Source organism: Enterococcus faecalis (assembly GCF_029024925.1).
GTDB lineage: Bacteria > Bacillota > Bacilli > Lactobacillales > Enterococcaceae > Enterococcus > Enterococcus faecalis.
The window spans coordinates 2222197-2238204 of sequence record NZ_CP118962.1 but is presented as its reverse complement, the minus strand read 5'-3'; the positions used below and the strand labels follow the sequence as shown (position 1 = coordinate 2238204).

At 37.6% G+C, this 16008-nt stretch carries 14 protein-coding genes; 10 read left to right on the top strand and 4 right to left on the bottom strand.

What is annotated here, in order from left to right; all coding sequences use genetic code 11:
• Positions 1-12 precede the first annotated feature (12 nt).
• The 9 genes from PYW42_RS11045 to PYW42_RS11005 all read left to right on the top strand — a co-directional run bounded on the left by PYW42_RS11045 (position 13) and on the right by PYW42_RS11005 (position 9164).
• The gene (locus PYW42_RS11045; RefSeq protein WP_002356510.1) at positions 13-819 is read left to right on the top strand and encodes an ABC transporter permease; all 807 of its coding nucleotides are present in this window, start codon (positions 13-15) and stop codon (positions 817-819) included.
• On the top strand, positions 819-1655 hold the full coding sequence (locus PYW42_RS11040) for an ABC transporter permease (protein WP_002356512.1): 837 nt from the start codon (positions 819-821) through the stop codon (positions 1653-1655). Before PYW42_RS11045 ends, PYW42_RS11040 begins: the two co-directional genes overlap by 1 nt.
• Entirely contained in the window at positions 1652-2725 is a 1074-nt protein-coding gene (locus PYW42_RS11035; protein WP_002376560.1) for an ABC transporter substrate-binding protein, read from the top strand. The genes PYW42_RS11040 and PYW42_RS11035 overlap by 4 nt, the downstream gene beginning before the upstream one ends.
• A gap of 149 nt (positions 2726-2874) precedes the next feature.
• Positions 2875-3558 carry a TVP38/TMEM64 family protein gene (locus PYW42_RS11030; RefSeq protein ID WP_002362276.1) on the top strand — a complete coding sequence of 228 codons (684 nt, stop codon included), beginning with the start codon at positions 2875-2877 and terminating at the stop codon, positions 3556-3558.
• 109 nt (positions 3559-3667) lie between these two features.
• Positions 3668-4960: a GntP family permease gene (locus tag PYW42_RS11025; RefSeq protein ID WP_002379729.1), complete on the top strand. Its 1293-nt coding sequence runs from the start codon at positions 3668-3670 to the stop codon at positions 4958-4960.
• A gap of 21 nt (positions 4961-4981) precedes the next feature.
• The gene (locus PYW42_RS11020; RefSeq protein WP_002356517.1) at positions 4982-6130 is read left to right on the top strand and encodes a glycerate kinase; all 1149 of its coding nucleotides are present in this window, start codon (positions 4982-4984) and stop codon (positions 6128-6130) included.
• Positions 6131-6271: 141 nt separating this feature from the next.
• Positions 6272-7285, top strand: coding sequence for a CdaR family transcriptional regulator (locus tag PYW42_RS11015; protein WP_002362555.1), 1014 nt, complete (start codon positions 6272-6274; stop codon positions 7283-7285).
• Between the two features lie 122 nt (positions 7286-7407).
• A complete protein-coding gene (locus PYW42_RS11010; protein WP_002362556.1) occupies positions 7408-8310 on the top strand; it encodes a diacylglycerol/lipid kinase family protein in 903 nt (300 codons plus the stop codon).
• Positions 8311-8429: 119 nt separating this feature from the next.
• Positions 8430-9164: a YcjF family protein gene (locus PYW42_RS11005; protein ID WP_002384134.1), complete on the top strand. Its 735-nt coding sequence runs from the start codon at positions 8430-8432 to the stop codon at positions 9162-9164.
• Positions 9165-9447: 283 nt separating this feature from the next.
• Here PYW42_RS11005 and PYW42_RS11000 read toward each other — a convergent pair whose 3' ends face one another.
• From PYW42_RS11000 to PYW42_RS10985, 4 genes are all read right to left on the bottom strand, one after another.
• Positions 9448-11157 carry an ABC transporter permease/substrate binding protein gene (locus PYW42_RS11000; RefSeq protein WP_002356521.1) on the bottom strand — a complete coding sequence of 570 codons (1710 nt, stop codon included), beginning with the start codon at positions 11155-11157 and terminating at the stop codon, positions 9448-9450.
• A complete protein-coding gene (locus tag PYW42_RS10995) occupies positions 11150-12340 on the bottom strand; it encodes a quaternary amine ABC transporter ATP-binding protein (RefSeq protein WP_002388977.1) in 1191 nt (396 codons plus the stop codon). The genes PYW42_RS11000 and PYW42_RS10995 overlap by 8 nt, the downstream gene beginning before the upstream one ends.
• 201 nt (positions 12341-12541) lie before the next feature.
• The gene (locus tag PYW42_RS10990) at positions 12542-13174 is read right to left on the bottom strand and encodes a GntR family transcriptional regulator (RefSeq protein ID WP_002356525.1); all 633 of its coding nucleotides are present in this window, start codon (positions 13172-13174) and stop codon (positions 12542-12544) included.
• 14 nt (positions 13175-13188) lie between these two features.
• On the bottom strand, positions 13189-15135 hold the full coding sequence (locus PYW42_RS10985; RefSeq protein WP_002365037.1) for an ABC-F family ATP-binding cassette domain-containing protein: 1947 nt from the start codon (positions 15133-15135) through the stop codon (positions 13189-13191).
• 213 nt (positions 15136-15348) lie between these two features.
• Here PYW42_RS10985 and PYW42_RS10980 point away from each other — a divergent pair, with 213 nt between their 5' ends.
• A complete protein-coding gene (locus PYW42_RS10980) occupies positions 15349-15999 on the top strand; it encodes a redox-sensing transcriptional repressor Rex (RefSeq protein WP_002356528.1) in 651 nt (216 codons plus the stop codon).
• Positions 16000-16008: the final 9 nt, after the last annotated feature.

Below are 16008 nucleotides of genomic sequence, written 5' to 3'. Positions count from 1 at the left end.
GGGGAAAATAAAATGAAAACAATGCGTCGAATTTATTCGATTCCCTATGTAATGTGGTTACTTTTATTCGTCATTGCGCCAGTGCTAATGATTATTTATCAATCATTTTTCGATATGAATGGCCAGTTTACTTTGGCGAATTACCAAACGTATTTTACATCAGGAACGTATTTAAGTATGACCATTAATTCAGTGTGGTATGCTTTTCTGATTACCATTTTTACGTTATTGGTAAGTTATCCTACGGCTTATTTTTTGACAAAGCTCAAGCATAAACAGTTATGGTTAATGCTCGTTATTTTACCAACGTGGGTGAATTTATTATTAAAAGCTTATGCCTTTATTGGGATTTTCAGTATTCATGGGAGTATCAATCAGTTTATGAGTTTTATGGGTTTGGGTACGCACCAGATTCTGTTTACAGATTTCAGTTTTTTATTTGTCGCAACGTATATAGAAATTCCATTTATGATTATGCCGATTTTTAATGCTTTAGAAGAGATGAATCCTTCATTGATTAGTGCTAGTCGGGACTTAGGAGCTAGCAGTGCGGAGACGTTCCGCCGTGTCATTTTTCCTCTCTCCCTAAACGGTGTGAAAAGTGGCGTTCAAGCTGTCTTTATTCCTTCGCTCTCGCTCTTTATGTTAACGCGTTTAATTGGCGGCAATCGGGTGATTACGTTGGGAACGGCGATTGAGGAACACTTCTTAGTAACGCAAAACTGGGGCATGGGTTCAACAATTGGTGTGATTTTAATTGTTGCCATGTTTATTGTGATGTTGCTGACGGGTGAGAAGAAGAAAGGGCGTGGCAAATAATGCAAAAGAAAAAGTTTAAATGGTCTTATGTGTATTTATTCGTTGTCTTTGCGCTACTGTACGCACCAATCTTTTATTTGATTTTTTATTCGTTTAACGACACGCAAACGATGAATCAGTTTACTGGTTTTACGTTAGATAATTATCGGAACGTTTTCGAAGACACACGCTTGTTAACCATTGTTCTGAATACGTTTTTGCTAGCTTTCTTATCGGCTTTAATAGCAACCATCATTGGAACATTTGGCGCGATGGGGATTTATTATACAAAACGTCGTAAAAACCGGAACACGTTGCTTAGCTTTAATAACATTTTACTCGTTTCACCAGATGTTATTATTGGAGCCAGTTTCTTAATTTTCTTCACGGCAGTAGGGTTTATCAGTTTAGGTTTTACAAGTGTGTTATTGTCGCATATTGCCTTTAGTATTCCAATTGTTGTTTTAATGGTTTTACCAAAACTACAAGAGATGAACGATTCTATGGTAGATGCGGCACGGGATTTAGGGGCCAATAATGTTCAAGTGATTAAAAATATTATTTTGCCTTTTTTAGCGCCAGGAATTATTGCTGGCTACTTTATGGCCTTTACTTATTCGTTGGACGATTTTGCCGTAACATTCTTTGTGACAGGCAATGGTTTTTCAACATTATCTGTTGAAATTTATTCACGAGCACGTCAGGGAATTAGTTTAGAAATCAATGCCTTAAGTGCGTTAGTATTCCTATTCTCAATGATTCTAGTTGTCGGTTATTACTTTATCAGTAAAGACAATACGCCAAAACGTTTAAAGAAAATGCGTCGGGAACAAAGTGAGGTGGCCAAGTTAAAATGAAAAAATTACAGTCACTTTTTATTGGAATTATCGCTATTATTGTCATCTTGTTTTTTGGCGTCCGCCAATTGGAGAAAGCAAGTGGCATGGCAGGAGCAGATACCTTGACCATTTACAATTGGGGGGACTATATAGATCCAGCCTTGATTAAGAAATTTGAAAAAGAAACAGGCTATAAAGTCAATTACGAAACCTTTGATTCTAATGAAGCTATGTATACAAAAATTCAGCAAGGTGGTACAGCCTATGATATTGCCATTCCTTCTGAATATATGATTCAAAAAATGATGAAAGCGAAGATGCTTTTACCACTTGATCACAGCAAATTAAAAGGCTTAGAAAACATTGATGCACGCTTTTTAGATCAATCCTTTGATCCCAAAAATAAGTTTTCCGTTCCGTACTTCTGGGGCACGTTGGGGATTATTTATAATGATAAATTTATTGACGGCCGTCAGATCCAACATTGGGATGATTTATGGCGCCCGGAATTAAAAAATAATGTCATGCTGATTGATGGCGCTCGCGAAGTGTTAGGATTATCTTTGAACAGTTTAGGCTATTCGTTAAACAGTAAAAACGACCAACAATTACGTCAGGCTACCGATAAGTTAAACCGATTAACGAACAATGTCAAAGCAATTGTTGCCGATGAAATCAAAATGTACATGGCTAATGAAGAAAGTGCAGTTGCTGTAACTTTCTCTGGTGAAGCTGCTGAAATGCTAGAAAACAATGAACATCTACATTATGTGATTCCCAGTGAAGGCTCTAATCTCTGGTTTGATAACATTGTGATGCCTAAGACAGCCAAAAATAAAGAGGGTGCCTATGCATTTATGAACTTTATGTTACGACCAGAAAATGCGGCACAAAATGCAGAATATATTGGTTATTCCACACCAAATAAAGAAGCTAAAAAACTATTACCAAAAGAAGTTGCCGAAGATAAACAATTTTATCCAGATGATGAAACTATCAAACATTTAGAAGTTTACCAAGACTTAGGTCAAGAATACTTAGGAATTTATAACGATCTGTTCTTGGAGTTTAAGATGTATCGGAAATAAAAAAAGTATCTTCGTAACTTTCGAATCGCCCCTAAAAGTTAGATTTTTAGTCTAACTTTTAGGGGCGGCTTTTATTCATACAAGCTTCTAATTGAGGCACAAAGAATCCTGTGCTACACTTTGTATAAAGCATAAAAGGAGCAAAGAAAATGAAGAGGAAAACAATCCGAATACTACTAATCAGTAGCGGGCTTATTTTAATCCTGCTGGTAGGTTACCGTTTGTATCTAGAATATCAAACAGATATTCAATTATTTTTGAATCCTAAAGCCAGTAAGACACAATTATTAGAGCGAATTCGTTCACATGGTTTTTCAGCAGCGCTATTGTTGGTTTTTTTGACCGCGATCATGTGTGCAGTACCAGGGATTCCGACCTCAGTAATTGGTGTGATTGCAGGATTGAGTTTTGGTCCCTTCAGCGGCACACTCATTAACGTTTTAGGGAATAGTATGGGAAATTTGGTTGCAATCTTTTTGATGCATCATATAAAATTTTTAGATAAAAAAACGGAGACCAATCATTGGGTCCAGTCCATTCGACGGATGAAGCATCCAAAAATTGGGATTATGGTGGGCTACATGATTCCAATTATTCCTTCTTCTGTGATTAATTTTGCTGCAGATACTATGCAGTTGCCATTAAAAAATTTAATAGCCGCTATATTCATTGGTGTAATTCCTTCCTCAATACTTTACGCATGTGGAGGCGAAGCGCTATTTCATGGATATAATAAAACGGCAGTATTGTTAATTGTGAGTGTTCTTTTGTTCGTTGGATTGGTGGTCATTATTGAGAAAGATAGAAAAAGATTTCAAAAAACTGTTCTTTAAGAACGGTTTTTTTGTGCATTTGAACAATAAATCCTGTTAAATTTACAATTTTAAAAAGAAAGGACTTTGATAGAATGAAAGCGTAAACAATTTAAGGAGCTGATTTTGAATGCCAGATATTACAATATCTTGGGTTGCTGCAATTTTAGGATTAGTTGTAGCGATAGTATTAATTTTGAAAAAATTTAATCCTGTGTATTCCTTGTTTTTTGGTGCAATTGTTGGTTGTCTTATTGGAGGCGCTTCCCTGTCAGATACAGTCGCTGTTCTATTAAACGGAACACAAAGTATTATGGGAACCGCAATCCGTGTCTTAGCAGCCGGCATGTTGGCGGGTGTGATGATGGAATCTGGTGCGGCAGAATCAATTGCCAACGCCATTGTACAAAAGCTTGGCGAGAAAAAAGCTATTTTATCTTTGGCATTATCCACAATGGTAATTACAGCAGTGGGCGTATTCATTCCTGTTGCAGTGTTGATTGTTGCCCCGATTGCTCTATCTGTTGGGAAAAGTACGGGTATCAGTAAGTTATCATTATTGATTGCCTTATCAGGTGGCGGCAAAGCGGGCAATATTATTTCGCCTAATCCAAATACTATTGCAGCGGCGAATGGCTTTGATTTACCTCTAAGTGACGTTATGATTGCTGGCTTTATTCCAGCCGTATTTGGCTTAATTACAGCTGTTGTTCTTGCAAATATCATGAGAAACAAAGGATCAATGGTCAAAGAAACGGATCTTGTAGAGGAACAAACAAAAGAATTATTACCTTTGAAAAAGGCGTTGATCGCGCCAGTGTTAGCGATTGTCTTATTATTACTTAATCCGATTGGCGCCGTTTTAAATATTTCTTTCATCAAAAGTTTGAATATTGATGCTCTGTATATTTTGCCGTTCGCCTCAGTTGTTGGGACAATTGCGATTGGGCAAACAAAACAACTGGCCTTTTATGCATCTTCTGGCTTGAAGAGAGTAACCGATACCGTTTTAATTTTAATTGGTGCAGGTGCAATTGCTGGATTAATTTCTGTTTCTGATTTATCAACACAAATTGTCCACTTAATTTCTGTTATGGGAATTTCTGGAACCTTCTTGGCACCGATTTCTGGTATTTTAATGGGCTTAGCAGTTGGTTCAACATCCACAGCGGTTATTTTAGCGACAGGTTCTTTTGGACCAGCGATTTTAGATATGGGCACATCTTCACTTTCAGCAGCAGTCATGGTGCATACTGGTGCAACTGTGATTGATAGTGTTCCTCAAGGCAATTATTTCCATATTACGGCACAAAGTATGAATATGACGATTAAAGAAAGAATTCGAGTGATTCCTTATGAAATGTGTGTCGGTGGGGTAATGACGATTGTTGCAACCATTTTATATGGCTTTATTTTAAACTAGTTGGAAAGTAGGCGCGAAAAGATGACGAAAAAATTTGTTTTGGCTCCAGACTCATTTAAAGAAAGTATGAGTGCAAAAGAAGCCTGTCTGGCAATGGAAAAAGGGATTTTAGCTGTATTTAAAGATGCAGACATTCAACATGTCCCGATGGCAGACGGCGGGGAAGGAACGGTGGATTCCTTAGTGGATGCAACAGGAGGTACAAGAGTACCAGTGCGCGTGGCAGGACCGCTTCCTGATCAAATCGTTGAAACCTATTACGGCTTATTAGGTGACCAAGAAACGGTGGTCATTGAAATGGCGAAAGCCAACGGAATTGAATTGGTTAAAGCAGCAGAACGTAATCCCTTGATCACTTCTACTTATGGTACAGGAGAGATGATTCAACATGCGCTCAATCATGGGGCAAAAAAAATCATTATCGGCATTGGTGGTAGCGTGACAAATGATGGGGGTGCAGGTATGATTCAGGCACTTGGTGCGCGTTTGTTAGACAAGGAAGGGCAAGAATTGACACGTGGCGGTGGTGCATTAGATAAACTGGCGCAGATCGATTTAACACAGTTTGATCAACGTATTTTTGCTACCGAAGTTCTAGTAGCTAGTGATGTGAATAACCCACTAACAGGGCCAACAGGGGCGTCTCATGTCTTTGGTCCGCAAAAAGGTGCGACAGAAGAAATGGTGGCTCAATTAGATAAAAACTTAGCCCATTATGCAGCAATCATCAAAAAAGAGGTCGGCATTGATGTTGAGATGATGCCAGGCGCAGGAGCTGCTGGTGGTTTGGGTGCAGGGTTACTAGCATTCACAAAAGCTCAGTTACGCCCAGGGATTGATATTGTCGTAGAAGTGAATCAATTAGAAGAAAAAATAAAAGCTGCTGATTATGTCTTTACTGGTGAAGGCGGGATGGATTTTCAAACAAAATTCGGCAAAGCCCCTTATGGCGTCTCGCGTTTGGCCAAGAAGTATCAAAAACCGGTTTTCGCTTGTGCTGGCTATATCGGCAAAGATGTGGATGTCCTCTATGAAGAAGGGATGACGGCTATTTTTGGAATTTTGGCCAAAGCCGAACCATTGGAAGCAGCATTGAAAAATGGACCAGTTAACTTAGAAAGAACCGTTGAAAATATTGCTCGTACATTACAGCTGGTGCCTTGTGACTAAGAACTAACCATGGTATCATCAGTAATGAAAGCTGAAATAAAAATGTTCAGTCGTTGATCTGAAGAATTAAGCGTTTGGGACATAAGTCATTGCGGCTTATGTCCCAAACGCTACTCGCTTTTTAGAAAGTTGGCGATAGCAATGTTAAAATTAGACAAAATCCAAGCAAATAAAATTGTTGAAAAGTTAATGGCGGATATTCCTTATAACATCAATATTATGGATGAACGAGGAAAAATTATTGCGAGTGGAGATTCTGCTCGAATTGGGGAGCGCCATCGTGGCGCAGAAAGAGCCATCAATGAACGAAAAAATATTGAAATTTATAAAGATACTTCTTTAGAGAAAAAAGGCACCAATGAACCGATTATTTTGAATGATCACATTTTAGGTGTCGTAGGCATTTCAGGAGAACCAGACGAGGTGCGCAAATTTACCAAGCTTGTGCGCTCGATTGTTCTTTTACTGACAGAAGAATTAAATACACAACAAGAACGCGAAAAAAAGAAAAAACAAAAAAATCAGTTTATCCAGCACTTAATGCATGTTGATTCTGCTTACTCAGAAGCCTTAAAACTTGAAGCGTTGGAACTATATAACCTTCAATTAGATGACCAGAATCATTGTGTACTGACCAAGGATAAGCGCTTATTATCCAGTTATTATCCTGGCCATGAAATATTTGAATGGGAAAATTGTTATCTGGTGATTACTTCTGAACCACCTCAGATAACAAAGCCAGTAACAGAATACCTTGTGATAAGTTCGGAAAAAGCCACGATTCAACAAATGGTCCAAGAGGCACAAAACACGTATTTACTTCTATCGTTTCTTCAATTAGAAAAGGCTAAGTTTTACCAAGCAGAAGATTTTTTCATTCAAGGAATTTTTAATTTTCCTTTTCATATTGAATTGGATTTTTTTGAAACCATCCAGACGATTTATGATGAATACTATGAAACCGTTATTTTTTTCTCCAATCATAACTTAAACATCAATGAAACCTCACAAGTATTACATATCCATCGAAATACATTGAATTACCGTTTGAAACGAATTCATGAATTGACGGGGATGGATCCAAAAGTTTGGCAAGATTTTTGGAAATTGTTCTATTATTTTGCCTATTGCTTTAAAGAACGTTTTGAAAAGTAGTGAGGAGCAGGAATGCTTGTTTGTTAAGCAAGTGTCAGCATATTTTTCGCCAGAATTAAAAATATCTTTTATAATAATTGTAAGGAATCAAACGATTTAGATATCAATGAGGAGTGGTGCCAGTGAAAAAAGCAGTTTTAATTGTTAACCCCAGTTCTGGTGGTGAAAAAGCCAAAGAATTTGAAACGTTAGCAGAAGAAAAATTAAAGCAGTTATTTGATGAAGTTGTAGTGAAACAAACAGAAAAAGGCGGCGATGCAGAACAATTTGCCCGTGAAGCTGCGGAAAGTCACTTCGACAGTGTTTTCGTAATGGGGGGAGATGGAACCGTTAATGAAGGAATTAGCGGGTTGGCAGAACAAGCTTACCGCCCAAAATTTGGCTTTTTTCCTTTAGGAACGGTGAACGATTTAGCGCGAGCCTTGAATTTACCGATGGACCCTGAAGAAGCGATTCAACAATTAGATTTAGAAAAAACCAGTGCTTTAGATGTGGGGAAAATCAATGACGACTACTTTATGAATGTCGTTGCGATTGGGACGATTCCAGAGTCAATTAACGACGTGGACGTTGAACAAAAAACGAAGTTAGGAAAACTCGCTTATTTTATTTCAGGTGCCAAACATTTAGCGAATGCTCAAACGTATCCTTTTCATTTAAGATTGGATCAAAAAGAACAAACCATTGAAAGTAGTACCGTTTTAGTTGGCTTAACAAATTCAATCGGTGGGTTTGAAACATTATTACCAGAGGCCCAAGTGGATGATGGCAAACTTCATTTAGTTTATTTAAAAGATCAATCATTGTGGGATGCAGTAAAAGCAGTCCCAGATTTGTTAAAAGGCGTCGACCAGTCCACTGATAATTTAGTTTACCTAACCTTTAAAGAAGGAACAATCTCCTTAGAAAACCAAGAAGAATTAACCACTAATGTGGATGGTGATGAAGGAGCTGCTTTGCCAATTACGCTGGAAATTTTACCTAAACACTTGACGGTGTATTGCGGTGAAGAACAAACAAAATAGCTGATTTTTTGAGAAAAGCTAGAACATTTCTATTTGTTTAAAAAACAGATAAGTTCTGGCTTTTCAAATCATCTAAAAGAGAGTCAATCAGGGGCTATGCTATACTTTGTTTCTACATATTGATAGATAAGGGAGTTAATGAGATGAGAAGAAAAAAACATAAAAACAAAAAGAAACAAGAACTTTTTGAAGAGATTGAAAAACAAGAATTAGCAGAACAAGAAACTAAGCAATTGAATGAAGAAATCGAAGACCCAGAATTTCGTTCTTTTTTTCAAGATGTCTTGAAAAAATTTCCACAAAAAACGTCTACGGCCATAATGAATGCTTTCGCAACTTCTAAAGGTAAAGCAGAACAATTAGTGACGAACAGTCAAACACAACTCGACAAAGTATTTGATGAATTTTTGGCTGGTGTTTCACCTGACGTGAAAAAGAAAAGTCATCAAACGATTCATTTTGCTGCATTGTCAGCAGCAATTATTGGGTTTTCGCCAATTCCGTTTTCGGATGCTTTTTTACTGGTACCTGTTCAATTAACTATGATGTCACGGCTGCATAAAATTTTTGGTCAGTCTTGGTCCGAAAGCTTAGGGAAAAGTTTAACCAAAGAATTAGTAGTGGTTAGTTTAGGTAAGAGTGCAGTCGGGAATATTCTAAAAGTGATTCCTGTTGTCGGAACTGTGACTGGTGGCATGGTCAATGCTTCAGTTGCGGTAGCAATTACGGAAGCGCTTGGCTGGGTTACCGTCAAAATGTTAAACGATGGTGTTGATATCTTTGATGATGTGATGTCTTTCAAAGGACAATTTTCAACATTATTTAAAGCCATCCAAAATGCTAAAAAGAAATAATCGCTGTATTGATTAACTAGGGTGAGACAGATTTAAACTTTTTTAAGTAATTCGTAGCAAATTTCCAAGGTTTTCGTCACAAATTATTCACAGGTTCTCGTTAATATATAAGCATACCAACAAAACACCCAACATAAACACTTTTCATTTTTACTCCTCAAGTAAAAATAACTCCTTTCCACTCAGTCTACCCAACTGAGTGGTTTTTTTTGCGAAAAAAGAGGGCGTTGAACAATTTGTTCAACGCCCTCTTTTAATAGATGGGGAAGTCATTTGTTAAGAATTATTTTTTCCATTCTGCTACTTGGTCTTTATGTGAATCAACCCAATCGCGTGCAGCTTCTTGTGGGTCTTTGCCTTCGTTAATTTCTAACATGACAGATTCCATATCCTTAGTTGTCCAATGGAAATTATCTAACACTTTGTAAGCTTCTGGTTGATCTTCTTTTAGGCCTTGGCGAGCCATTGTGTGAATCGCTTCTTCGCCGCCCATAGTGCCTTTTGGATCAGCTAAATATTTTAAATCATATTTTGCAAACATCCAGTGAGGAGACCAGCCAGTAATAACGATGTCTTCGTTGTTTTTAATTGCTTGTCCTAAGGCGACAGTCATGGCACCTGATGAAGAAGTTTCAACAGACCAATCTTTCAAATTAGGATAAGCTTCTTTAGTTTTCTCTGCTGCTGCAACAACACCAGCCCCAGGTTCAATTCCAGTAATCTTTTTCCCAGCTTGATCAGATAAATCTTCGATAGAATCAACATCCATATAAGAAGGGACGACAATTCCTAGCTTCGCACCTTTAAGGTTTTCACCAAGGTCGTCTAATTTATCTTTATATTGTTTATATTGCTCTGCGTGAGTTCCTGGCAGCCACGCACCAACCATGGCATCTGTTTCACCTTTAGCTACAGATTCCCACATAATTGCGTTATCTAAAGGAGTCGTTTTAACATCATACCCCATATCTTTTAAGACTTCGGCAACCACATGTGTGGAGGCTACTTCGGTATCCCATTCCACATAAGAAAGGGAAATTTGCTTATCATTTGTTGTTGTAAAAATTGAAGCACCAACTAAGCCAGCGACAATTACAACAACCGCTGCAATAATCCCATATTTTTTCTTTTTAGAGGTGGCACCAGCTGCTTTAGGGGCTGCTTTTTTATTATTTAAATGTTGAGTAAAACGGTCAATGATAATCGCTAAAATAACTAAAGCCACACCATTTACGAAACCGTTCCCGACTTGTGCACGTTGTAAAGCGGAAAGGACGCCACGTCCTAATCCAGGCGCACCAATCATTGAAGCAATAACTACCATTGATAGGGCTAGCATGGTTGTTTGGTTAACACCAGCCATAATCGTGTTTTTGGCTAAAGGTAATTCTAGTTTGAATAATTTTTGCCAGCCAGTACTACCGTAAGAATCAGCTGCTTCAACAAGTTCATTTGGCACTTGTCGAATTCCTAAGTTCGTAAAGCGCACGGTTGGTGGTAAAGCGAAGATAACAGAGGCGAAGACCCCAGGAACCATACCAATTCCGAAGAATGCAACGGCTGGAATCAAGTAAACGAAACCAGGCATTGTTTGCATGAAGTCCAAAATCGGTGTAATAATACTCTTGGCTTTTTCACTTTTCGCCATTAAAATCCCTAGTGGCACACCAATGATAATGGAAATAACACTAGAAAGTAAAACTAACGTAACGGTACTCATTAAATCGTTCCATAAGTTTTGATTATAGATAAACATTAAGCCGATAAACGTGAATAAACTTAAGCCGATTTTTTTATTAGAAATAAAGAAAGCAGCAATCGTTAATAGCACAATCAGCACAAGTGGTGGTACGGCTGTTAGTAAGGCAGTAATGTTGTCCATTACACTTTGACCAATTGTTTGTAAAAAGCTGAATAATCCAGCAAATGTTGAAGTTAACCAATCAGTAAAACTTTCAACCCAAGACGCGACAGGTAATTGATACTTATTCATGTTCGTTCACCTCTGTTTCTGCAAGTGCTTCAAGTACGCTACCACGGATGACCACGCCTAATAGTTTGCCGTTATCAGTCACGGCAAGAGGCGTTTGTGCATCATAAATCAGTGGGAAAATATCATTCACTAACATATCTTTGTCGATTGTTTGAATTTCTGGATCCACACATTCTACAAGAGAAGTCCCGTTTTTACGCGCTTCTAAAGCTTTTTCTGCGCGTACAACGCCTTTTAGTTGGCGTTTTTTATCCACGGCAAGTAACATACTCACTTCTTCTTGACGCATCCGTTTTAAAGCAACAGTTGGGCCATCAATTTCAATGTTAGTAGTTAAAGCAGGTACCATAATATTTTGGGCAGTTAAGACTTTTGAACGATCCACATCTTCCACGAAGGTTCGCACATATTCGTTGGCTGGGTTGGTTAAAATTTCTTCTCCAGTCCCAATTTGCATAATTTGACCATCTTTCATCAAAGCAATCCGGTCGCCGATTCGTAAAGCTTCATTCAAATCATGTGTGATAAAGATAATGGTTTTTTTGACATTTTCTTGTAAATCTAATAGTTCGTCTTGCATTTCACGACGAATTAACGGATCAAGAGCAGAGAACGCTTCGTCCATTAATAAAATTTCTGGATCGTTAGCCAAGGCACGAGCAAGGCCGACACGTTGTTGCATCCCACCAGATAATTGACTTGGTAATTGGTCTTTAAAAGCAATTAAGCTAGAATTTTCTAAGGCTTTTTCAGCTTTTGCTTGGCGTTCTTCTTTAGGAACACCACGAATTTCTAAACCATATTCCGTATTTTCTAAGATAGTTCGATGGGGGAAAAGACCAAAGTTTTGGAAAACCATGCTCATTTTATTTCGACGTACTTCACGTAATCCTTCTTTATCTAAAGAAGAAATATCTTGTCCATCAATATAAATATTTCCTGAAGTTGGTTCAATCAAACGATTTAATAAACGAATTAATGTTGATTTCCCACTTCCTGATAACCCCATAATAACGAAAATTTCGCCTTCTTCAACTTCGAAATTTACATCATAAACACCGACTGTGGCACCCGTTTTTTCTAAAATTTCTGTTTTGCTTTTGTTGGCACGAATCATTTCAAGTGCCGGTTTGGTTTTCTTACCAAAGATCTTGGTAAGGTGATTTACTTTTACTTTTGGCAAATCATTGTTCCTCCTCATTAAAAAAAAGTGACTACATCAGACTACTATAAAGTTGTCACTTTGTCAAATTAGATGAAAATCTTTCTGAAAATGAAGAAAAACAGTATTTTAACTAGGTTTTATAGTGGTTTTTTATGAAAAATAGAAATAATAAATAAAAAAAGTGACTATTTACCGCAAGATAAGTAGTCACTTTTTTGTTTAAGGATAAAAGAAATTCTGCACTCGTTGTAAGGTTGATTCGTCATGTCCAACAAAATAAAGTGTGTCGTTCAACGAAATCTTTGCATATGGACCAGGTGAGACCAGAAGCTCTTCTTTGTGTTTGATGGCGATAATCGTTGCCGAAGTGTTTTGCCAAAAATTCATTTCGCTAATCGTCGCCTCAAGATAAGCAGCTTCTTCTGTTAAAACTAATGAATAAGGATTCATTGGATTGAAAGAATCAAAACGCTTTGTTTGTTCAACAAGAGTATCTAGAATGCTAGAAAAATGAGTAAGTTCTTCTTTTTGTTTCGCTACGCTATCTAGCAATTCTTCTTTAATTTCAGCAATCGTTTGAACGTCTTGATATTGTGTCACAAAGTCCTGCGCTTTTTCTTTTGATGCCACATAGAAGCCGCTGCCGTGTTTGGCTTTAACGATTTCTAAATCGACTAAAACGATAATGGCTTTGCGGGCTGTTTCTGGCGACACTTGGTATTGGTTAGCTAGGGTGGAACGGGCATGGATTTTATCTCCAACATGTAATTTGCCTTCTGCAATTTTTTCCGCAACATCAACGGCGATTTGTTGATATTTGGGCTTCGTTAAACTGATTTTTTTGGAAGCCATAGTGAATCCCTCCGTTAATTGTTATTTTCCATTTCTTCTAATTCTAAACTGAAATTTTCCCATTGCTCAAGTAGTTCATCTTGTTGCTGACGAGCGTCATCTAATTGTTGGTTTAAAGCCAGCAATTCAACATGATTTTCTAGAATGTCTGGTTGACTCATTTGTGCTTCTAATTGTGCAATTGTCGTATCTAACTGAGCAAGATTTTCTTCGACTTGTGTTATTTTTCTTTGCAAAGTACGGAGTAATTTTTGTTGCTCCTTGTTTTGATAAAAGGTATTTTTGGCTGTAACTGGTTCGGGTTTTTTCGCCGCTTCTTCATTAGCTAAGAGGGCAGCGATTTCTTCTTCCTCTTGTTTCTTTTCTAAATAATAATCATAGTCGCCTAAATAAAGTTTGCTGCCTTTTTCAGAAAGCTCAACAACTTTTGTTGCAATTCGATTGATAAAGTAACGGTCATGGGAAACGAAGAGGATGGTTCCTTCATAATCAATCAGCGCATTTTCTAAAACTTCTTTATTATCGATATCCAAGTGGTTGGTTGGCTCATCGAGAATCAAGAAATTGTCACGATCCATCGCTAATTTTGCTAATGCCACACGTGCTTTTTCGCCACCGCTTAATAAAGGAATCGTTTTTTCAACATCATCTCCACTGAAGAGAAAGCCGCCTAAAATACTTCGAATCTCTTTTTCAGGTGTGGTTGGGTGTTCATCCCATAATTCCGCTAAGACCGTTTTATTGCCATGTAAATTGGCTTGCTCTTGGTCATAGTAACCTACAGAAACATTGGTGCCAAAAGTTTTACTTCCTTTAATGAAAGGAATGCGGTCAATAATTGATTTCAAGAGAGTGGATTTACCAATTCCGTTCGGTCCGACTAAGGCAATGGCTTCTTTGCGACGAATATCCAAGTGAATAGGTTCGGATAAAATATGTTCTTGGTCGTAACCAATGGCGGCATCTTCGACTTGTAAAACAACATTTCCCGAAACTTTTTCACTATCGAAAAGAAAATGCGCCGATTTTTCATCTCCTTGAGGTCGGTCTAAACGGTCCATTTTTTCTAATACTTTTCGGCGACTTTGTGCACGTTTCGTTGTAGATGCACGAACCAGATTTTTGGCAACGAAATCTTCTAACTTATTGATTTCTTCTTGTTGCTTTTCATACGCTTTCCATTCACTGGCTAATTGTTCTGCTTTTAACTCTAAGTATTTGGAATAGTTTCCTTTGTAGTGAGTCATTTTTTTGCGGCTCAGTTCATAAACTTCATTAACTACCTTATCTAAAAAATAACGATCGTGGGAAACAATTAATAGGGCGCCGGCATAACTTGGCAAATAAGATTCCAGCCAAGAAAGCGTCTCGATATCTAAGTGGTTTGTAGGCTCGTCCAGAATTAAAATGTCTGGTTTTTGTAAAAGCATTCTCGCTAATGCAAGCCGGGTTTTTTGACCACCAGATAAGGTTTGAATATCTTTCGTGTAAAAGGATTCATCAAAGCCAAAGCCGTGAAGGACTGAGCGAATTTCATTTTCATAGCCGTAGCCATTTTTTTCAGAAAACGTATGTTGCAATTGATCGTACTCTTTTAAAATTCCTTCATAAACGGAGGTGGTTGGCTCCATTTCACTAATTTTGGTTTCTAATTCTCGCATACGCTGTTCCATTTCTAGGATGTCAGCGAAGGCTTTTGTCATTTCTTCCCAAACGGTTTTATCTGATTCTAAGCCGGTATTTTGAGCTAAATAACCTAACGTAGCAGTTTTATTTTTGGCAATGGTTCCGCTATCGGGAGCATCAATGCCTGCAATGATTTTTAAAAAAGTCGATTTTCCAGCACCATTACGACCAACTAAGGCAATCCGACTTTTTGTTGCAATTTCTAAATGTATGTTTTCAAACAATGTTTCCGAGCCAAAATGCCGGGCAACTTGATTTGCTTGTAATAAAATCATCAGTAGTCCTCATTTCTAAATTCATTGCCCTTAGTGTAGCATAAAATCTGCTAAAATAGCACGTATCAAAAAATGCTTTGTGAAGGTTTATACCTTTTATCACAAACTTTTGAAGAAAAATGCTATTTTTGAGCCATAGAATTGCTTTTTATTGTGAAAAACTGCTATTATGTTAATGGATAAGATTTAAGTGAAAGTATTGGAGGTCCAATTGTGAAAGATCAAGTTATTCCAAAAGCAACGGCGCGACGCCTTCCTTTATATTATCGCTACTTAAGAATGTTACATGATACAGGAAAAAATAAAGTCTCATCAACTGAATTAAGTGAAGCGGTACAAGTAGACAGTGCGACTATTCGTCGTGACTTTTCATATTTTGGTGAATTAGGTAAACGTGGGTACGGCTATGATGTTGAAAACTTAATGAACTTTTTTGCAAAAACATTGAATGAAGATGAGTTAACCAATGTCGCATTAATCGGGGTTGGTAATTTAGGAAGTGCTTTATTAAAGTACAAATTCCATCAAAGCAACAGTATTCGTGTAAGTTGCGCATTTGATGTGAATGAAGATATTGTGGGACGCATTGTTGACGGTATTCCGGTTTATCCAATGGAAGATATGATGGAACAAATCCGTGTTCAACAAATCGAAGTAGCTATTTTAACTATTCCAGCTCGCAAAGCGCAAGAAGTTGTGAACAAACTTGCCGAAGCAGGGGTTAAAGGAATTCTAAACTTTACGGCTGCGCGTTTAGTAGCGCCACCTGAAGTATTAATTCAAAATGTTGACTTAACCAACGAATTACAAACATTAATTTATTTCTTACATCATGACAATGAATTGATTGACGAAGAAGAATAAGCAAAAGAA